This window comes from Streptomyces nanshensis, assembly GCF_001751255.1.
Classification (GTDB): domain Bacteria; phylum Actinomycetota; class Actinomycetes; order Streptomycetales; family Streptomycetaceae; genus Streptomyces; species Streptomyces nanshensis_A.
The window spans coordinates 278-19,545 of the sequence record NZ_LJGW01000187.1 but is presented as its reverse complement, the minus strand read 5'-3'; the positions used below and the strand labels follow the sequence as shown (position 1 = coordinate 19,545).

Below are 19,268 nucleotides of genomic sequence, written 5' to 3'. Positions count from 1 at the left end.
CCGCGCGGCGGCGCGATCTTCGCGTACCCGGTGCCGGAACCGCCCGAACCGCCCTGTCCCGCAACGGACTTCGCGGCGGCACCGGCCGCACGCGAAGCGTCCGCGGCGTCCCGCTGCGGCGGCAGCAGGGCGTCGCGGCGCGCACCCGGATCCCAGCCGCGCTCGACGACGCGCTTCTGCACCAGCACGGCGCCGCCCAGTACGACGGCGCCGGTCAGCAGCATCAGGACGACGCCCCCGACCGGTCCCGCCTTGGCGGCGTTGCCCACGAGCGTGCCGAACCACCCGAAGTCCGCGTCCCCGAACGTGGTGTTCTCCGAGCCGAAGGCGCCGAGCACCTTCAGCAGCAGCGCCGGCAGGAACGTGATCAGCACACCGTTGAGGAACGCTCCGACGACCGCGCCGCGCCGCCCGCCCGTCGCGTTGCCGTAGACGCCGGCGGCTCCGCCGGTGAAGAAGTGCGGTACGAGACCGGGCAGTACGAGCGCCAGTCCGAAGGCGGGACCGAAGACGGCGGTCAGCAGCCCGAGCGAGGCGAGCCCTCCGGTGAAGCTGGCGAGGAAGCCGACGAGCACGGCGTTCTGCGCGTACGGGAAGACCATCGGCGCGTCCAGCGAGGGCACGGCCCCCGGGACGACCTTCGCGGCGATCCCCTGGAAGGCGGGGACGAGTTCGCCGAGGATCGTACGGACGCCGAAGAGGATGACGGCCACCGCGATGCCGAACTGCAACCCCTGCATCACCGCGCTCATCACATAGCCGCCGACGTCGGTGGCGGCCTCTCCCCCGCCCGCGGCGAACGCCTTGAACGCCGTACGCCGCCCGGCACCGGCGAGATGGACGAGCGCCATCACCACGTAGATCACCAGCATCGACAGGGCGGTCGCCACCATCGAGTCGCGCAGGAAGCGCAGCCCCTCGGGCAGATTCATCTCCTCGGTGCTGCGGCTGCGCCGGCCGACGAGCTGTCCGGCCGCGCCCGCCGTGACATAGCCCGCGGTGCCGAAGTGCCCTATCGCGATGGAGTTGTTGCCCGTGATCCGCTTCGTCCACGGGTGCGCGAAGGCGGGCATGGAGACGAGCAGGACGGCCAGCAGCACACCGCCGACGAGGACGACGACCACGGAGGAGAGCCCGGCCGAGGCGAGCACCATCGTCAGCAGCGTGGCCATGAACAGGATGTGATGGCCCGTCAGAAAGACGTAGCGCAGCGGTGTGCAGCGGGCCAGCAGCAGGCTCAGCGCGAACCCGATGATCATCAGCCATGCGACGCGGGCACCGAACTGCTCCTGCGCGATGCCGACGATCGCCTCGTTGGTGGGGATCACGCCGTGTGCGCCCGTGGAGCCCTGGATCATCTCGCCCAGCGGCGCGAGGGAGTCGACGACGAGACCGGCGCCGGCGTTGATCAGCAGAAAGCCGAGCGTCGCCTTGATGGCGCCGCCCACGACCTGACCGGCCGGCTTCCTCAGCGCGATGAGGCCGACGGCGGTGATCAGGCCGATCAGATACGGAGGCTGGCTGAGGATCTCGTTGACGAGAAACTCGGCGGTGGAGATGAGCGGGCCCATGGTGCCGTGGGTTCCTTCCCGTGCTCAGACGTCGTACGTGTCGCGCAGCGCGCCGTCGACCTCGGCGGTGCTGGTGAAGTCCTCGATGACGCGGACGGGGACGCTCAACTCCGCCAGGGCCGCGGCGATCTCGCGGGAGGTGAAGACGGCGACGGCCTCGCCGGCCTTGCCCTTGGCGGAGACGGTGTCCGTGGCCTCGACGGTGACGTGGGAGGTCCAGCCCCAGCGCGCGAGCACCTGCTCCAGGGTGTTCTTGAGGAAGAGGCTGGTGCCGAGGCCGTTGCCACAGACGGTGAGGATCTTGTGCACGGAAGCGGAGACGGAGGCGGAAGCGGAAGCGCGGCTCCGCTCGCTCCGGTCGTCCCGGCTGTCCTGCTCGCTCCCCTCGGCCTGGTCGGCCTGATCGGCCTGGTCGGCGCGGTCGTCCGCGGTCCCGTCACCGGCGGCGTTCCCGGTGGCGTTCCCGGTGGCCTCGCCCGGAGCCTGCGTACCCGACAGCAGCGCGAGCAGCGCCTCCGGTCCGGACGCCTCCCGCAGCGCACGCTCCGTCGCGGGGTCGGCCAGCAGCCGCGCCAGCTCCGCGAGCGCCGCCTGATGCGCGCCCTTGTCCTCGGCGGCGAGGCCGACGACCAGGTCCACGGGATCGTTCGTCTCGTGCCCGAACTCCACGGGACGGGCCAGCCGTACCCAGGACATCCCCGTCCTGAGCACCGCGGGCGACGGGCGCGCGTGCGCCAGCGCGAAGCCGGGCGCGATGACGATGTACGGGCCGTTCTCCTCGACGTTGCGGATCATCTCCGCGGTGTAGTCGGCGGTTCCGGTGCCCGTCCGCGTCATCAGCTCCCCGGCGAGCCGTATCGCCTCGCGCCAGTCCCCCGCCGCGGCATCCAGCCGTACGGCGTCCTCGGGGAGGAGTTCACTCACTGTCGCCATGGGGCGGATGGTTGCACGTTCACCGAACAGGGGGAACGCCGGGGGCGGGCTCACCGTACGGGCCCCCGGCGCACGCACCGTGCGGACCGCCCGCCGCCCGGGATCGTCAGGCGGCGCGCCAGCCCGTCCACCGCTCGACCGTGATCTCCACGACCGGCCCCTGCGGCGGCCGATCCCCGTACTGGCGGCTGTACTTGGCCACGAGCAGCTCCGCGTACGACGCCGACTCCGCCGACTCGGCGGGCGGCGGCAGCACCCGGGCGGTGCCGTCGGCGCGCGTCCACCACAGCCGCTCCCAGTCCTCGTCGTAGAAGTCGGCCAGGAGGCAGACGGACGGATCGGCCGCGATGTTGGCCAGCCGCTTCAGCCGCTGCGAGCGCTTGGGCTTGTGGTCGACGGCGAAGACGACCGCGTCGCCGGAGAGCGCGAAGGTGACGGGCACGAGGTGCGGACACCCGGCACCGTCGGTGGTGGCCAGGGTGACGGCCCGCTCCCCGGCGAAGCGCCGCCGCGCCTCGTCGCCCGTCATCTTCGGCATGCCGCGCCGCCCGTCAGCGGAACCGGTCGGCGGCGGCCGCGAGCCGGTCCAGGATCTCGACGGACTCCGTCTCGGGGCGGGTCGGCAGATAGAGCAACAGCCGCTCCACGCCGATCTGTTCATAGCCCTCGATGGTCGCGGGGTCGTCCGGGGCGGCGTACACCGTCACCGGCACCTCGCGTCCCGCCGCCTCGCGCAGCCGCTCGATCTGCGGCCCCAACTGCTCGGGGTCCGTGCGGTTGGCGAGCCAGACGTCCCCGAAGTCCGCCACGCGCCCGAAGGCGCCCTCGCCGCCGCCGACCCAGATCGGCGGATGCGGGCGCCGCACCGGCTTGGGCCAGGAGTAGACGGGGTCGAAGTCGACGAACTCGCCGTGGAATTCGGCCTTCTCCGCCGTCCACAGCTCGCGCATCGCGCCCAGCCGCTCGTTCACGAGACGGCCGCGCGTCGTGGGGTCGGTGCCGTGGTTCTCCATCTCCTCGCGGTTCCAGCCGACGCCGACCCCGAAGACCGCGCGCCCGCCGGAGACCAGGTCGAGCGAGGCCACTTCCTTCGCCGTGACGATCGGGTCCCGCTGGGCGACCAGCGCGATGCCCGTGCCCAGCAGCAACCGCTCGGTGACGGCCGCGGCGGCGCTCAGGGCGACGAAGGGGTCGAGGGTGCGGTAGTACATCTCCGGCAGGTCGCCGCCGCCCGGGTACGGGGAGCGGCGGTCGACGGGGATGTGGGTGTGTTCGGCGATCAGCAGCGAGTCGAAGCCGCGCTCCTCGACGGCGCGGCCCAGGGCGTCGGGGGCGATTCCCTGATCGGTGATGAAGGTCGATACGCCGAATTTCACAGTGGTTGCTTCCCTTCGGTTCGCGACTCGCGTGCGGGGGCGAGTGCGTACGTACGTGGCCGGTGCGGTGCGGGTCCGGGCCCGGGGACGGGTGCCGGTCCGGGTGCCGGAGGGCGGAGGTACCCGCATCCGCACGGTTCACTACAGCGCGGATGCGGCCCCGGCTCTTCCCGGTGCGCGGTACCGGATGCGTGGAGCGTGCGGTGTGGGAACTCGGGCCCGGCACGTACGTACGCGGAAGGAGCCGCGGTGAGCGAGAAGACCGGGAAGAGCAGGAAGCGGGCCGCGACCGGAACGACCGCCGAGGCGGGGGCGGCGGAGCGGACGGCGAGGGCGCCGAAGACGGCGAAGGCTGCGAAGAGCGCGAAGAGCGCCACGTCCTCGCAGAGCGCCGGCACGGGCACCGGCACCGGCAAGCGGGAGGCGCTGGAGCGCTACCGCGGCAAGCGGCACTTCGCGAAGACGTCCGAGCCGCGCGGCGCCGACGCCCCCGCCGGGGAGTCCGCCGGCTTCGTCGTACAGATCCACGACGCGACCACCACGCACTTCGACTTCCGTCTGGAGGTGGACGGGGTGCTGAAGTCGTGGTCCGTGCCGAAGGGCCCCTCGGCCGATCCGCGCGAGAAGCGGCTGGCGATGCCGACCGAGGATCACCCGCTGGAATACCGGGAGTTCGAGGGCGTGATCCCCTCGGGCGAGTACGGCGCGGGCCCCGTCATCGTCTGGGACGAGGGCACCTACCGGCCGCTGTCCGAAGACTTCGCACATGCGCTGGAGCGCGGTCACGCCACCTTCTGGCTCGACGGCGGCAAGCTCCACGGCGGCTGGGCCCTCACCCGCTTCCGCGGCGGCGGCACCCACGGCGGCGACGAGGGCCGCGAGGCGTGGCTGCTGGTGAAGCAGAGCGACGCGCGGGCCGCACGCGAGGCGCGCACGCCCGATCCGCAACGGGCGCGTTCGGCCCTGACGAGGCGGACGCTGAAGCAGGTCACCGAGGAGGACGGCGAGGCGGACTGAGCGCGCGGAATTCTCTTCCGTCCGGACCTCACGTTCCGGACCTCCCCGACGTCTTCCTCGTGTGGACGGGAAGAATCGGCCACGCGGCAGGGAAGGGAGCGGGGCCATGACAGCGGACACCGGCACGACGGACACGGGCCCGGAGACGGACACCTACACAGACACCCGTACGCGTACGGGCACGGACACGGACACGGACACCACCGCGGACGACGGAGCCTCCGGCGGCGTCCATCACACCGTCGTGGATTCGCCCTTGGGCGCGCTGACCCTGGTCGCGGACGGCGGCGCCCTCACCGGCGTCTACTTCGAGGACCACCTGCGGGGACCGTCCCCCGGCGCCCTCGGCCCCCGCGACGAGACCGGCTTCGACGAGGCACGGCGCCAGCTCGCCGAGTACTTCGCGGGCGAACGGCAGCGCTTCGACCTCCCGCTCGCGCCCCGCGGCGAGCCCTTCCGGCAACGGGTATGGGCGCTGCTGCGGCAGATCCCGTACGGCGAGACCCGCTCGTACGGCCTGCTGGCCCGCGAACTGGGCGACCCGGCGCTGGCCCAGGCCGTCGGCTCCGCCAACGGCCGCAACCCGCTCTCGGTGATCGTCCCCTGCCACCGCGTCGTGGGAGCCGACGGCTCCCTGACCGGCTACGCGGGCGGTCTGGAGCGCAAGCGGTTCCTGCTGGAGCTGGAGGGAGCGGCGTCGGTGACCAGGACGGCCCGGCTCTTCTGACGCGATGGCACTGCGACCCTTCGAGGAGATCGTCACCGAGTACGGGCCGATGGTGCTCCGCGTGTGCCGGGCCGTCGTCGGCCCGCACGACGCGGAGGACGCCTGGTCCGAGACGTTCCTCGCGGCGCTCAGGGCGTATCCGGAACTGCCGGAGGACGCCCGCATCGAGGCGTGGCTCGTGACGATCGCGCACCGCAAGGCGATCGACGTGGTACGGGCGGACTCGCGCCGGCCGCTCGCGGTCGCGGAGGTCCCCGAACCTGCCGTCGGCGGAAGCGGCACGGGCGGTCCCGGCGCACCCGCCGCGTCCGCCAACGGGCAGGCGCAGCAGCCGCCTTGGGAACGGGACGAGGAGTTGTGGGACGCGCTGAAGGCGCTGCCGCGGCGCCAGCGCGCGGCGGTCGCCTACCACTATCTGGCCGGGCTGCCCTACCGCGAGATCGCCGCCGTCACCGGCGTCAGCACGGACGCGGCACGCAGGGCGGCGTCCGACGGCATCACGTCGCTGCGCAGGAGCCTCCCGGGCCGTACGGAGCAGAGAACGGACGCGGGAGCGCGGCAGCGAAGAGCGCACCAGCGAGAGGAGAGAGGCGAGAGGCCATGACGACCCCGACACCACGCGCGAACTCCGGCCCGTCCGGCACCTCCGACGCCCCCGCCGTACCCGCCGTACCCGGCCCGCTGGCCGCGCTGCCCGACGCCGATCCGGCGGCCCGGGAGCGGCTGCACGCCCGGCTGGTGGACGGCGCGGAGCGCGCGGGTCTGCTGGACGTCGCCTACCGCACCCTGGAGACGCCCGTCGGTCCGCTGCTGCTCGCCGCGACCGAAGAGGGTCTGGTCCGTATCGCCTACGGCGTCCAGGACCACGACGCCGTCCTGGCGGATCTCGCCGAGCGCGTCAGCCCGCGGGTGCTGCGGGGGCCGGCACGGCTGGAGCAGACGGTGCGCCAGCTCGACGAGTACTTCGCGGGGCGCCGCACCCGCTTCGAACTCCCCCTGGATCTGCGGCTGTCGACGGGGTTCCGGCGCGAAGTGATCACGCGGCTGCCGGACATCGGCTACGGGCGGACGGAGAGCTATGCGCGGATGGCGGCCGCGGCGGGCAGCCCACGGGCGGTCCGCGCCGTCGGTACCGCGTGCGCGACCAATCCGCTGCCGCTCGTGCTGCCCTGCCACCGGGTCGTACGGTCCGACGGCTCGGCCGGCGGGTACGCGGGCGGGGCGGAGGCCAAGCGGACGCTGCTGACGCTGGAGGCCGCCTGATCGGCGGCGGCCCCCGCGGGAAGCCTTCCAGCACCGGCCCGGTGCACGGCACCGACGGCCCGGTCCCGCGTACGTCCCCGTAGACAAGGAGCAGCGAGACCATGGACGACTCCAGCACCCCCGCGACCGGCGGCGCCGACGGCAGCGGAACGGGTCCCGCGAAGGCCGCGATCGTCACCGGCTCGGAGTCCGGCATCGGCAGGGCGACGGCGCTCGCGCTGGCCCGTTCCGGCTTCGACGTCGGCGTGACCTGGTTCGCCGACGAGGCGGCGGCGCAGCGGACCGCCGAGGACGTACGGGAGCGGGGACGCCGCGCGGAGGTGCGTCACTTGGACCTGACGCGGCTGCCGGGCGCGGAGCGCGTGATCGACGAATTCGCCGACGCCTTCGGCAGGTTGGACGTCCTCGTCAACGCCGCGGGCGACAACAGGTCCGCGCCGTTCACCGAGATCGTCTTCGAGGACTTCCGACACGTGGTGCGGGTGGACCTGGAGGGGCCGTTCCTGCTGAGCCAGCGCGCGGCCCTGCGCATGATCGACCGGGGCGAGGGAGGCCGCATCGTCAATGTGACGTCCGTGCACGAGCACACGCCGCTGCCGTCCTCGACCGCGTACAACACCGCGAAGCACGGACTGGGCGGGCTGACGAAGTCGATGGCGCTGGAGCTGGCCGCGTACGGCATCACCGTGAACGCGGTCGCGCCGGGGCTGATCGCCACCCGGATGTCCGGTCTGGAGGGCGCCGACGTGCACAGCGTCCACCGTCCGGCGCTTCCCGTACCGCGGCCCGGAGACCCGCGCGAGGTCGCCTCGCTCATCGCCTGGCTCGTCTCGGACGACGCCGCCTACACCACCGGCGGCTCCTACCCCGTGGACGGCGGATTCCTTCTGGCCAACCCGCAGTTCACGACGGTCGAGTTCGGCGCGGGCCGGCCGCAGGACGGCTGAACCAGGGCCCGGAGGCCGGGACTTGGGAGCCGGGTCAGGAGAGCCCAGGCAGGAGAACCGGGGCAGGAGAGCCGGGCCGTCAGCCCCGTATGCGCTCGTCGGCCACGCGGCGGATCTTGCCGACCGAGCGCTCGATGGTGTCCGGCTCGACGACCACGGCCTCGACGCTCAGCCCGACGGTCTCCTTTACGGCCCGTACGACCGACTCCGCGGCGGCCTCGCGCTCCGCGGCGCCGGTACCGGGCCGTGCCTCGACGCGTACGGTCATGTGGTCCAGGCGTCCCCGGGTCTCCAGGCGGAGCTGGAAGTGCGGCGCGAGCCCCGGGGTGCGCAGCAGGATCTCCTCGACCTGGCTGGGGAAGATGTTCACGCCACGCAGGATGATCATGTCGTCGCAGCGCCGGGTGACCTTCTCCATGCGCCGGAAGGCGGGACGGGCCGTGCCGGGCAGCAGCCGCGTCAGGTCGCGGGTGCGGTAGCGGACGACCGGCATGGCCTCCTTGGTGAGCGAGGTGAAGCACAACTCGCCCTCGTCGCCCGGCCCTTGGAGCTCGTCGGTGAGCGGGTCGACGATCTCGGGGAAGAACTGGTCCTCCCAGATGTGCAGTCCGTCCTTGCTCTCCACGCACTCCTGCGCGACGCCGGGGCCGATCACCTCGGACAGCCCGTAGATGTCGACGGCGTGGATGCCCACGCGCTCCTCGATCTCCGCGCGCATCTCCTCCGTCCAGGGCTCTGCGCCGAAGACGCCCGTCCTGAGCGAGGTGTTTCGCGGGTCGACGCCCTGGCGCTCGAACTCGTCGAGCAGCGTGAGCATGTACGAGGGCGTGACCATGATGATCTCGGGCTCGAAGTCCTGGATGAGCTGCACCTGCCGTGCCGTCATCCCGCCCGAGACGGGGATGACGGTGCATCCGGCGCGCTCCGCCCCGTAGTGCGCGCCGAGCCCGCCGGTGAACAGGCCGTATCCGTAGGCGACATGGACCTTGTCGCCGGGACGGCCGCCCGCCGCGCGTATCGAACGGGCCACCATGTCCGCCCACATGGAGATGTCGTTGTCGGTGTAACCCACCACGGTGGGACGCCCCGTGGTGCCGCTGGAGGCGTGGATGCGTCGTACGTCCGCCATGGGCACCGCGAACATCCCGAACGGATAGGTCTCGCGCAGATCCGCCTTCGTGGTGAAGGGGAAGCGTGCGAGGTCCTCCAGCGTGCGGCAGTCCTCGGGCCGCACTCCGGCCGCGTCGAACTTCCTGCGGTACAGCTCGACTTCGTCGTACGCCGTGCGCAACGTCCGTTGCAGCGCCGTGAGTTGGTGCGCGCGCAGCTCCTCGGCGTCCATCCGCTCCCCGGCGTCGCGCAGTCCGGGAGGCAGTGGCTCGCCGGTGCGGCGCGGCAGACCCGGCCCGGCGGGGGCGGGGGCGTCGCTCATCGTCATCGGGAACCCTCCACACGCCCGACGGTGCGGCTGCGGCCGCGGAACTCGGCGACGACCTCGCCGTCGCGCAGGACGCTCACGTCGTAGATCCCGCTGCGCCCGCGGCTGGTGCGCTCCTCGGCGACGGCGGTGAGCGTATCGCCCTCGTACGCCGGCCGTACGAAGGAGATGTCGGCACCGGCGGCGACGGTCACCGGACCGTGGCTGTTGCAGGCGCACGCGAAAGCCGTGTCGGCGAAGAGGAAGAGATAGCCGCCGTGCGCGATGCCGTGCCCGTTGACCATCGCGGAGGTCACGGTCATGCGCAGCCGCGCCGCGCCCTCCCCCGCCTCCAGCAAGGTGATGCCCAGCTCCCGCGAGGCCCGGTCGGCGGCGAACATCGTCTGCGCCGCCCCGTCGCTCATGGCTTGCGTCATGCGTTCCACGCTCTCGTACTCGGCCCTGCCGCCGACCGACCATTCGGTCACCGCTGCGGCGTGATCCAGTAATCCAGCAACGGATGTGGCTGTCAAGAGGTGCCGGACGACGGCCCGCGACGACGGAAGGGGGCGGGAACGACGGAGAGAACACCGGAGGGAACGGCGAACGCGCGGCGGCGGAACGGCCCGGCCCACGTTCCGCCTCAGGCTCCGCCGGGGCCGCTTCAGGCTCCCCCGGTGCCGCGCGCCGCCAGCGCCTCGGCCAGCTCCTCCAGATCCTCCGCGATCCACTTGGGCCGCGACATCGTCTCCGGATAGTGCGGCGCCCCGCGCCGCAGCCACGCACCGGCCAGCCCCGCGCGCTGCGCCCCGTCCACGTCCCAGGGGTGCACGGCGACCAGCAGCGCCTCGCCCGGACGTACGCCCGCCCTGCGCACCGCGTACCGGTACGCGTCGGGCGCCGGCTTCCAGCAGCGGGGGCCGCTCACACCGAGCAGCGCGTCGAACTGGTCGCGTACACCCGCCCGTTTGAGCAGTCCGTCGGTCAGCTCGGGCGATCCGTTGGTCATCGTCACCAGCCGCAGACCGCTCCGGCGCAGCGCGTGCACGCCGCCCGCGACGTCGGGGTGCGGGGGCAGGGAGTCCATGCCCTCCAGGATGTGCGCGGCGGCCTCGTCCGCCTCGTCCGCGCCGCGTCCGTCGAGGTCGGCGAGGAGGGTGCGCAGTCCGTCGCGGGCGATGTCGCCGAAGTCCGCGTAGGCGCCGGCGGCGGTCAGTGCGAAGCCGTCACGCAGCACTCCGGCGAACCACACGGGCATGAGGTCCGCGGGAGCGCCCACCTCCTCGAAGCGGGCGCGCAGCGGCGTCATGTCGCTGAGCGTCTCGTTGACGTCGAAGACGACTGCCTTGAGCTGGTACGCCGAGGGCGGTGGCGGTACGGCGTCCTGCTCGGGCGGAGCGGGTTGTTCCGGGGGCATGTTCCGCAAGATACCCGTGAGCACCCGAACTGCGGGGCGTCACGGGTGAATCATGTGTGACCGGCCCGCGCCCGCCGGACCTCGCGGTGCGTATCGGGCACGGAACTCGCCACGTTCCGCGCCGTCTTGGTCACAAGCGCAGCAGTTTGTCCGGTGTGACGGGCAGGTCGCGTACGCGGATTCCGGTGGCGTTGAAGACGGCGTTGGCGACGGCGGCGGCCGAGCCGACGATGCCGATCTCGCCGATGCCCTTGGAGCCCATCGGGTTGGCCTGCATGTCGGGCTCGTCGAGCCATGTCGCGTCGATGTCGAGGACGTCCGAGCAGGAGGGGACGTGGTATTGGGCGAAGTCGTGGTTGACGACGTGTCCCGTGCCGTTGTCGAAGACGCTCTCCTCGAACAGCGCCATCGACAGGCCCATGACCATGCCGCCGATGAACTGGGAGCGTGCGGTACGGGGGTTGACGATGCGTCCGGCCGAGAAGACGCCCAGCATCCGCGGCACCCGCACCTCGCCGGTGTCGGTGTTCACCCGTACCTCGGCGAACTGCGCCCCGAAGGAGTGCACCGCGTAGTCCGGCCCTCCGTCGGCGGACTCCACACCGGTACGGGTGCGTGCGCCCGGCGCGGGCTCCCAGCCGTGCTCGTCGCGGAAGGCGCGGGCGGCCGAAACGACGGCGGAGCCCCAGGAGTTGAGCCCGGAGGAACCGCCCGCGACCGTCGCCGACGGGAACGCGGTGTCGCCGATCTCCAAGTGCACTTCGTCGAAGGGGCAGTCGAGGGCGTCGGCGGCGATCTGCGACAGCGCGGTCCACGTACCCGTTCCGAGGTCGGCCGCGCCGATGCGCACCGCGTATCCGTCGGCCCGTCCGCCGACGTCCGCCCGGCGTTCGATCTCCGCGACGGAACCCGGGAAGTAGTAGCCGGGGTAGGTGGAACTGGCCACGCCCATCCCGGCCAGCCAGTGGCCCTCGCGCCGGGTGCCGGGCTCCGGGCGCCGGTCCCAGCCGAAGCGTTCGGCGCCGGCGCGCAGACACCGTACGAGGTGCCGTCCGGACCACGGTCTGCCGGTCTCCGGGTCGCTCTCCGGGTCGTTGATCGCGCGCAGTTCGACCGGGTCGATGCCGCAGGCGTGGGCCAGTTCGTCCATGGCGCACTCGCCGGCGTACATCCCGGGCGCCTCGCCGGGGGCGCGCATCCAGGACGGTACGGGAACGTCGAGCGCGGCCAGCCGGTGGCTGGTGCGGCGGTTGTCGGAGGCGTACATCATGCGTGTCGCGACGGCCGTCTGCTCCGCGAACTCCTTGATCCTGGAGGTCTGTTCGACGACGTCGTGGCACACGGCGGTCAGCCGCCCCCGGGTGTCCGCGCCGAGCCGCAGCCGCTGCACCGTGGGCGTGCGGTAGCCGGCGAGGGAGAACATCTGCTGCCGGGTGAGGGCGAGTTTGACGGGACGGCCGGCGCACACGCGGGCCGCCAGCACCGCGAGGACGTTGTGCGCGTGCGGCATCCCCTTCGAGCCGAAGCCGCCGCCGACGTGCGGGGAGATGACGCGTACGCGGTCGCCGGGGAGTCCGAACAGCCCCGCGAGGGTGGTGCGTACGGCGTGCGCACCCTGCGTGGAGTCGTAGAGCGTCAACTGCGGCTCGTCGTCCGGGCCTTCCCACAGCGCCACACAAGTGTGCGGCTCCATCGGGTTGTTGTGCTCCATGGGCGTGCTGTACGTCGCGTCGACGGTGAAGGGCGCGGCGGCGAGCGCGGCGTCCACGTCGCCGTCGTCGGTGTCGGTGTCGTAGGTCGGGTTGACCGCCTCGGGCCGGTAGAGGTCGGGCCGGTCGGCGCTGAACTCCGTGTCGTGCGGCCACACTTCGTACTCGACGTCGACGAGGTCCGCGGCCTGCCGCGCCACCTCCGGAGTCTGAGCGACGACGGCGCCGACGAACTGGCCCCGGAAGGCGACCTCGTCGGACTGGAGCACGGCCATCTCGGCGTCGCCGGTGTCCACGATCCGGGGCGCGTCGAACGGGGTGAGCACGGCGAGCACACCGTCGAGCGCCAGCGCCTCACGGGCGTCCATGGCGGTGACCCGTCCCCGTACGACGGCCGCCTGCAACGGCTGCACGAACACCGGGGCGCGCAGCGGGTGTTCCCATGCGTAGGGGGCGGTGCCGGTGACCTTCACCGGGCCGTCCAGGCGCTCCGGCGAGGTGCCGACGCTGCGTACGTCGAGCGGCTTCGCGGTCGTCATCGGCGCTCCTCCACGAATGCCAGCTCGCGCAGGAGCGCCGCGAGCGCGTTGCGTGCCATCGGAATCTTGAAGGCGTTGCCGGGCAGCGGCTGCCCGTACCGCAGTTCGGCGTCGGCCGCCAGCCGGAACGCCTCCTCGCCGAGGACCGCTCCGCGCAGCGCCTCCTCGGCGTGGGTCGCCCGCCAGGGCTTGTGCGCGAGGCCGCCGAAGGCGATGCGCGCCTCCCGTACATGCCCTCCGTCGGTGACGAGCACGGCCGCGGCGGAGACCAGCGCGAAGGCGAACGAGGCGCGGTCGCGCACCTTGCGGTAGCCGGAGCGGGCGCCGGCGGGCAGCGGGGGCAGCTCGACGGAGGTGATGAGTTCGCCGTGCGCGAGGTTCGTGTCGTACTGCGGGGTGTCGCCGGGCAGCCGGTAGAACTCGCCCAGCGGGACGCGCCGTTCGCCCTCCTCGCCGAGCACGGTGACCACGGCGTCCGCGGCGCTCATGGCGACGGCCATGTCCGAGGGATGTACGGCGATGCAGTGCTCGGAGGCGCCGAGCACCGCGTGGTAGCGGTTCCAGCCGCCGATCGCGGCGCAGCCCGAGCCCGGCTCACGCTTGTTGCAGGGCGTGGTCACGTCCTGGAAGTAGGAGCAGCGGGTGCGCTGGAGCAGATTGCCCGCGGTGGTCGCGGCGTTGCGCAACTGGCCGCTGGCACCCGCCAGCAGCGCATGGGAGAGCAGCGGATAGCGGCTGCGCAGCAGCGGATTCGCGGCGAGGTCGCTGTTGCGGACGGTGGCGCCGATGCGCAGTCCGCCGTCGGGCAGCTCCTCGACGGCGTCCAGCGGCAGCCGCGTCACGTCGACGAGCAGGTCGGGCGAGGCGATGCCGAGCTTCATGTGGTCGACGAGGTTGGTGCCGCCGCCGAGGAACGCGGCGCCGGGCCGTGCCGTGACGGTCGCCACCGCGCTGTCGGTGTCGGAGGCGGGGGCGTAGTCGAAGGGGATCACTGGGCGGAGACCTCCCTGATCGCGGCGACGATGTTGACGTACGCGCCGCAGCGGCACAGGTTGCCGCTCATGCGTTCGCGGATCTCGTCGTCGCCGAGGGCGGCCGGTCCGCGCCGTACGTGGCCGTCGCTGCGCCCGTCGCCGTCCGCGACGGGGGTGACGAGGCTGGGATGGCCGGCGCTCGCTTCGTCGAGCATGCCGGCGGCGGAACAGATCTGGCCGGGCGTGCAGTAGCCGCACTGGAAGCCGTCGTGGTCGAGGAACGCCCGCTGGAGCGGGTGGAGTTCGCCGTCTTCGGGCGCGAGTCCGGCCGCGGTGGTCACCTGCGCTCCGTCGTGGGCGACGGCGAGGATCAGGCAACTGAGCACGCGCCGGCCGTCGAGGAGCACCGTGCAGGCGCCGCACTGGCCGTGGTCGCAGCCCTTCTTGGGGGAGGTGACCGACAGCCGGTCGCGCAGGGCGTCGAGGAGTGTGGTGCGGGTGTCGACGGTCAGCGACCGCGCCTCGCCGTCGACCCGGAGGGTGAGGTGTGATTCCACTTCGCCCCAGTACCACCGGCCCGACGGGTGCCAAACCTGGGCATGTCCGGCACGGCGGGGGCGTACGGGCGAAGGGGGCGGCGGCGCCGGGGCCGCGGTCGAGCGCCCTGCCGCCTGCCACGTCCCGGGTTCTAGAGTCGGGGGCATGGCTGAGGACGCAGGGACCGTACGGGTCGATGTGTGGATCTGGTCCGTACGGCTGACCAAGACCCGCTCATCGGCGGCCTCCGCGTGCCGCGCGGGCCATGTCCGGGTGAACGGGGACCGCGTCAAGCCCGCCCATCCGGTGCGGCCCGGCGACCAGGTGCGGGTGCGGCAGGCCGGGCGGGAGCGGATCGTGGTGGTCTCCCGCGTCATCCGCAAGCGGGTCGGGGCGCCGGTCGCCGTGCAGTGCTACACGGACCACAGCCCGCCTCCGCCGCCTCCCGAGGCGGTCGCTCCGGCCGGACGCCGGGACCGCGGCACGGGCCGCCCGACCAAGCGCGACCGGCGCGAGATGGAGCGGCTGCGCGGCATGGACGGCGGCGGCCCGCACCGCGGCGCTCCCTGAACTCCCGTACGGTGCGGGCCCGTTGGGCGCCGTACGGGTCCGCTCGGTCCGCTCAGTCCGCGCGGAGTTCGCGGTCGGCGGCGCGCAGCAGCGTCAGCAGCAGCCGGTTGAGCGGTACGTCGACGCCGTGCCGCTCGGCGAGGCGCACCACGGCGCCGGTGAGGTGCTCGTGCTCCATCGGACGTCCGGCGAGGCGGTCGTAGAAGGTGGACGTGCCGCCGTCGGGCCCGACGGCGAGGTTCGCGCGCAGCGCCCGCCGTACGTCCCCCTCGTCCACGAGCGCGCCCTCCGCCTGGGCGACGGCGAGCCCTTCGCGGAGGATCTCCTCGGCGCGGGCGTACATCTCCGGGTCGCCGAGGATGTGCATGCGCTGGAGCAGCAGGGCGGTCAGCGGATTGGCCGCGACGTTGGTGAACAGCTTGCGCCAGGCCGCCGTACGGAAGTCCCCGACGCCGCGCACCGTGAGGCGGCCGCCGGCGAACAGGGCCTGGAGGCGGGCGCCCGACTGCCCCTCGGGGACGTGCAGTTCGCTGGAGTAGTGGTGGACGATCCGTCCCGGCGCCACGCGCTCGACGGCCATGAAGGCGAGCGCGGGCAGCGCCTCGGCGCCCTCCGGCAGCAGGGGTGAGACGCGCTCGACGTGGTCGATGCCGTTCTGTACGACGGCGACGACGGTCCCCGGTCCGCACAGCGCGTTCAGCCACCCGGCGGCGCCCTCGGTGTCCTGCGCCTTGGTGGTCAGCAGGACCCAGTCGTGCACTCCCGCCTCGTCCGGCTCGGTGACGAACCGCAGGCGGGGACGGAGCACTTCACCCTCCGTCTCCACGGTGAGCCCGTCGAGGGGCGACCGCAGACAGAGGGTCACCTCGTGGCCGGCCTCCTCGGCGAAGGCGGCGACGAGGCCGCCGACGGCCCCGCCGCCGATCACGGCTATCCGCTCAGACGGTGCTGATGAAGCGCTCATACCGGCGATCGTAGGCGCCCGCCGCCGAGTGACCGGGCCGGGGCCACCATTACCGCGAAACAGACATATCCGGTGTTACGCATAGATCTCGCCCACAGATCGCCCTAGATCTTCTGCCGGTCACAGGTTTCACAGAGCGGGACGAGGTTCGGCCATGTACGTGCTGCCTGCAACTCCGAGCGCACCAGTCACCGACCGCCTCAAGCGCCTCCCCGACTACGGGCCCGGACCCTCCGGCCGCCCGCTGCTCCACCTCGGGGCCGTCGCGGCGCTCTACACCCTGGTGCAGATCCTTCTCGTCCTCCCGGGCACCGGGCTCGGCTGGGACGAGTCGGTCTACATCAGCCAGGTCGACGACCAGGATCCCGTCGCGTTCTTCAGCGCACCGCGAGCGCGCGGCATCTCCTATCTGGTCGCGCCGCTCGTCTCGTTCACCTCCTCCACCACGCTGCTGCGGGTCTTCCTCGCCGTGCTGTCCGGCGCGGCGCTGCTGGCCTCGCTGTGGATCTGGCGGCGGCTGCTGCCCGTACCGGTACTGGCATGGGGCGGCGCGCTCTTCGCCGGACTGTGGATGACCCTCTACTACGGGCCGCAGGCGATGCCGAACCTGTGGTGCGCCTTCGGATCGCTCGGCGCTGTCGGCTGCTTCCTGCGCTGCGCCCGCCGCGGCGAGGACCGCCGCGCCCTCGCCGGACTCGGCGTCTGCGTGGGCGTGGTGGCGCTGATGCGGCCGCCGGACGCCGCATGGCTGGTGCTCGCGCTCGCCGGAGCCGCGCTGCTGGTGGGCTCCTGGCGCCGCCCCGCGCTCTTCGTCGCGCTCGGCGCGGGCGCGCTGCTCGGCGTCGCGCCGTGGGTGGTCGAGGCGTTCACGTCGTACGGGGGTCTGTTCACACGGCTGCACCGGGCCAGCGAGATCCAGGGCGGCATGGGCTGGAACGTCGCGATCGGCGACCATGTACGGGCTCTTCAGGGGCGGATGCTGTGCCGGCCCTGCACCATGGCGTGGGAGGAGCCGCAGACCGCCGTGTGGTGGTTCGCGCTGCCGCTGCTGGCTGGCGGCGGGATCACGGCGGCGGTGCGGGCGGGCAGACGGGACACCGCCGTACTGGCGTCGGTCACGGCCGTGGTCCTCGCGCTGCCCTACCTCTTCCTCATGGGCTACGCGGCGCCCCGCTTTCTGCTCCCGTCGTACGCGCTGCTCGCGCTGCCCGTCGGCGAACTCGTACGGGGCGCGCTCACGCAGGGGCCGACCGGACGGCGTCCGCTGCTGCTGATCCTGGTGCCGGCGCTGCTGCTGGGCAGTCACTTCGGCGTGCAGTACCAGGTGCTGCAGTCGGTGCTGGAGCGCAATCACAAGATGACGGGGCAGTTGACGGAGGCGGCGGACGCGATGCGCCGGCTCGGGCTGCGGACGCCGTGCACGGTCACGGGACCGCTGGCCGTACCCGTGGGCCAGTACGCGGGCTGCACCTCGCGGCAGTCGAACGGCCACGACATGAGCATCACCAAGGAGGGCCTGCGGCAGATGGCGCTGCGGCACGAGCCGATCGCCGTGACGACGGGCAAGGACCGGCACCCGCCGCTGTGGGCGCGGAACTGGCCGTCCGAGACGCTGCGTCAACTCCCGGGCTGGCGCGTGTACGTGACGCCGGGCGGAGGGCGTCCGCAGCACTAGTGGCGAAGGCTGTGACGCGAAAGCAACTGCGACAGCGGCAGCGACTGCGGCGGACCGAGGAACGCGCCGGGGCCGGCACCTGACGGATCAGGTGCCGGCCCCGGACGGTGAGGCTTCGGTGAAGCCGGTCAGACAGCGGTGATGTTCTCCGCCTGCGGGCCCTTCTGGCCCTGCGTGACGTCGAAGGTCACCTTCTGGCCCTCGTGCAGCTCGCGGTAGCCCTGGCCCGCGATGTTCGAGTAGTGGGCGAAGACGTCGGCGCCGCCGCCCTCCTGCTCGATGAAGCCGAAGCCCTTTTCGGAGTTGAACCACTTGACGGTGCCGGATGCCATGCCGATCTCCTTGTGAGGCAAAACTTGAACTCCGCACCTCGCGGAGTCCGTCGCCGCCCTGACCCATCCAGAAACACCGGAAAACAAACGTGCGCCTGAAGGTCACAACCGTCAGGCGCACAAAGTAATGGGTACCAAAACTGCAACTCCGACAACCTACCACGGGACCCGCCGGACCGTCGTCAGTGGTGCCCGTCGTGGCCGGGGACCGTGCCGTCGGGCTGGGCGACCAGCAGCAGGCCCGCCATTCCCATGTCGGAGTGGCTCTGGACGTGGCAGTGGTACATCCACGCTCCGGCGCCCGCCTCCTCCCCCGCGATGATCTGGAACCCGAACGAGTCGGCGGGACCGGTGATCTTGTTGTCGATGATCCTGCTGGGGTCGCCGGGGCCCTCCAGCAGGCCCGTCCGGTTGTCGGCCCAGCGGTGCCCGTGGACGTGGAAGGTGTGGTAGTACTCGCCGTGCGTGATCATGATGATCTCGACGCGGTCACCCACCGTCATCGTGAAGTCCGGCCCCTCGGGCAGGTTGTTGATCGTCATGTCGTTGAAGACGACGGTGAATTGGGCGTCGGGCAGGATGTCGCCCTCCCTGCGCACCACCAGCGGTCCGTAGAGGCCCGCGCGGATGCCGCCCGTGCCGTGCTCGGTGCCCACGATGTGGTCGTGGTAGTGCCAGTAGCCGGCGCTGCCGGGGCGGTACGTGCCGTCCTTGCGCTTGCCGGGGGCGTGGGTGCGCCAGGTGTAGGTGCGCGTGCCGCCCGGCTCGACCACGCTGGCGTTCATCTTCGTGCCGTCGTTGGCACGGTCGTAGTCCACGCCGTGCGGGTGGAGGCTGACGGTGGTGTCGGTGGTGTTCTCGAACTCGACGTGCAGGGTGTCCCCTTCGATCAGTTCGATGAGCGGGCCGGGGATCGTCGCCTTGCCCTTCTCCGTGCCGTAGCCGATCTGGTCGTCCTTCAACCGCTGGGCGTAGAGCTTCATATGGCGGACCTCGCCGCCGGGTCCGGCGCGGCGTACGGCCGCCGTGCCCACGGAGGGCGCCGCTGCCGCCGCGGAGGGCGCGGCGAGGACCGAGGGTCCCAGCGCGGCCGCCGCCGAACCGGCGAGCAGGCGTCTGCTGAAGCTGCGGCGGGCGAGGCCGCCGGCGGACGTCTCGGACATCGGTCGGTCTCCCTTCGGCGGTGCCTGCACGGGCTGCGTCTGCTGCGCGGCCGGGCCCCGCGCTGTCTGCGAGGTGCGGGTGGCGCTGTGCGCTCGGCGGTGGCTGCCTGCCTCAACTGCCCTCGTACGTCGGGACA

General features: G+C 72.5%; 20 protein-coding genes. 7 read left to right on the top strand and 13 right to left on the bottom strand.

Going from position 1 to position 19,268, the window contains the following annotated elements; all coding sequences use genetic code 11:
* The 4 genes from AN218_RS11390 to AN218_RS11375 form a co-directional block, all read right to left on the bottom strand.
* Window positions 1–1,571: PTS ascorbate transporter subunit IIC (locus tag AN218_RS11390; protein WP_079132052.1), on the bottom strand; the 1,571-nt coding region annotated here is incomplete at its 3' end.
* 24 nt (window positions 1,572–1,595) lie between these two features.
* Window positions 1,596–2,504 carry a PTS sugar transporter subunit IIAB gene (locus AN218_RS11385; RefSeq protein ID WP_070016723.1) on the bottom strand — a complete coding sequence of 303 codons (909 nt, stop codon included), beginning with the start codon at window positions 2,502–2,504 and terminating at the stop codon, window positions 1,596–1,598.
* Between the two features lie 106 nt (window positions 2,505–2,610).
* Entirely contained in the window at window positions 2,611–3,042 is a 432-nt protein-coding gene (locus AN218_RS11380) for a TIGR03668 family PPOX class F420-dependent oxidoreductase (RefSeq protein ID WP_070016720.1), read from the bottom strand.
* Window positions 3,043–3,055: 13 nt separating this feature from the next.
* Window positions 3,056–3,880 carry an LLM class F420-dependent oxidoreductase gene (locus tag AN218_RS11375; RefSeq protein WP_070016718.1) on the bottom strand — a complete coding sequence of 275 codons (825 nt, stop codon included), beginning with the start codon at window positions 3,878–3,880 and terminating at the stop codon, window positions 3,056–3,058.
* 426 nt (window positions 3,881–4,306) lie between these two features.
* Here AN218_RS11375 and AN218_RS11370 point away from each other — a divergent pair, with 426 nt between their 5' ends.
* The 5 genes from AN218_RS11370 (at window position 4,307) to AN218_RS11350 (ending at window position 7,834) form a co-directional block, all read left to right on the top strand.
* The gene (locus tag AN218_RS11370) at window positions 4,307–4,897 is read left to right on the top strand and encodes a DNA polymerase ligase N-terminal domain-containing protein (RefSeq protein ID WP_070016731.1); all 591 of its coding nucleotides are present in this window, start codon (window positions 4,307–4,309) and stop codon (window positions 4,895–4,897) included.
* A gap of 106 nt (window positions 4,898–5,003) precedes the next feature.
* Entirely contained in the window at window positions 5,004–5,624 is a 621-nt protein-coding gene (locus tag AN218_RS11365) for a methylated-DNA--[protein]-cysteine S-methyltransferase (RefSeq protein ID WP_079132051.1), read from the top strand.
* Between the two features lie 4 nt (window positions 5,625–5,628).
* A complete protein-coding gene (locus tag AN218_RS11360; protein WP_070016716.1) occupies window positions 5,629–6,228 on the top strand; it encodes an RNA polymerase sigma factor in 600 nt (199 codons plus the stop codon).
* Window positions 6,225–6,887 carry a methylated-DNA--[protein]-cysteine S-methyltransferase gene (locus AN218_RS11355; RefSeq protein ID WP_079132050.1) on the top strand — a complete coding sequence of 221 codons (663 nt, stop codon included), beginning with the start codon at window positions 6,225–6,227 and terminating at the stop codon, window positions 6,885–6,887. Before AN218_RS11360 ends, AN218_RS11355 begins: the two co-directional genes overlap by 4 nt.
* A 101-nt stretch (window positions 6,888–6,988) precedes the next feature.
* Entirely contained in the window at window positions 6,989–7,834 is an 846-nt protein-coding gene (locus AN218_RS11350) for an SDR family oxidoreductase (protein WP_070016715.1), read from the top strand.
* Window positions 7,835–7,913: 79 nt separating this feature from the next.
* Here AN218_RS11350 and paaK read toward each other — a convergent pair whose 3' ends face one another.
* The 6 genes from paaK to AN218_RS11320 all read right to left on the bottom strand — a co-directional run bounded on the left by paaK (window position 7,914) and on the right by AN218_RS11320 (window position 14,447).
* Window positions 7,914–9,266 (bottom strand): phenylacetate--CoA ligase PaaK, encoded by a 1,353-nt coding sequence (gene paaK / locus AN218_RS11345; protein WP_070016728.1) that lies wholly within the window; start codon window positions 9,264–9,266, stop codon window positions 7,914–7,916.
* A gap of 2 nt (window positions 9,267–9,268) precedes the next feature.
* Window positions 9,269–9,688, bottom strand: coding sequence for a hydroxyphenylacetyl-CoA thioesterase PaaI (gene paaI, locus AN218_RS11340; protein WP_070016727.1), 420 nt, complete (start codon window positions 9,686–9,688; stop codon window positions 9,269–9,271).
* A gap of 227 nt (window positions 9,689–9,915) precedes the next feature.
* Complete coding sequence (locus AN218_RS11335; RefSeq protein WP_079132053.1) at window positions 9,916–10,668, bottom strand: haloacid dehalogenase type II; 753 nt, start codon at window positions 10,666–10,668, stop codon at window positions 9,916–9,918.
* Window positions 10,669–10,798: 130 nt separating this feature from the next.
* Complete coding sequence (locus tag AN218_RS11330) at window positions 10,799–12,916, bottom strand: xanthine dehydrogenase family protein molybdopterin-binding subunit (RefSeq protein WP_070016712.1); 2,118 nt, start codon at window positions 12,914–12,916, stop codon at window positions 10,799–10,801.
* Complete coding sequence (locus tag AN218_RS11325; protein ID WP_070016710.1) at window positions 12,913–13,908, bottom strand: FAD binding domain-containing protein; 996 nt, start codon at window positions 13,906–13,908, stop codon at window positions 12,913–12,915. The genes AN218_RS11330 and AN218_RS11325 overlap by 4 nt, the downstream gene beginning before the upstream one ends.
* Window positions 13,905–14,447 carry a (2Fe-2S)-binding protein gene (locus AN218_RS11320; RefSeq protein ID WP_070016707.1) on the bottom strand — a complete coding sequence of 181 codons (543 nt, stop codon included), beginning with the start codon at window positions 14,445–14,447 and terminating at the stop codon, window positions 13,905–13,907. Before AN218_RS11320 ends, AN218_RS11325 begins: the two co-directional genes overlap by 4 nt.
* 145 nt (window positions 14,448–14,592) lie before the next feature.
* On the opposite strand from AN218_RS11320, the gene AN218_RS11315 reads away from it, so the two are divergent.
* Window positions 14,593–14,997, top strand: coding sequence for an RNA-binding S4 domain-containing protein (locus AN218_RS11315; protein ID WP_070016705.1), 405 nt, complete (start codon window positions 14,593–14,595; stop codon window positions 14,995–14,997).
* Window positions 14,998–15,049: 52 nt separating this feature from the next.
* Here the strand turns inward: AN218_RS11315 and AN218_RS11310 are convergent, their stop codons facing one another.
* Window positions 15,050–15,961, bottom strand: a complete 912-nt coding sequence (locus AN218_RS11310) for a 2-dehydropantoate 2-reductase (protein WP_070016703.1) — start codon at window positions 15,959–15,961, stop codon at window positions 15,050–15,052.
* Window positions 15,962–16,121: 160 nt separating this feature from the next.
* Here AN218_RS11310 and AN218_RS11305 point away from each other — a divergent pair, with 160 nt between their 5' ends.
* Complete coding sequence (locus AN218_RS11305) at window positions 16,122–17,636, top strand: hypothetical protein (RefSeq protein ID WP_141747530.1); 1,515 nt, start codon at window positions 16,122–16,124, stop codon at window positions 17,634–17,636.
* Window positions 17,637–17,764: 128 nt separating this feature from the next.
* On the opposite strand, the gene AN218_RS11300 is transcribed toward AN218_RS11305, so the two are convergent.
* Window positions 17,765–17,968 carry a cold-shock protein gene (locus tag AN218_RS11300; protein ID WP_070016701.1) on the bottom strand — a complete coding sequence of 68 codons (204 nt, stop codon included), beginning with the start codon at window positions 17,966–17,968 and terminating at the stop codon, window positions 17,765–17,767.
* A gap of 182 nt (window positions 17,969–18,150) precedes the next feature.
* A complete protein-coding gene (locus AN218_RS11295) occupies window positions 18,151–19,131 on the bottom strand; it encodes a multicopper oxidase domain-containing protein (RefSeq protein ID WP_070016699.1) in 981 nt (326 codons plus the stop codon).
* Between the last annotated feature and the right edge of the window lie 137 nt (window positions 19,132–19,268).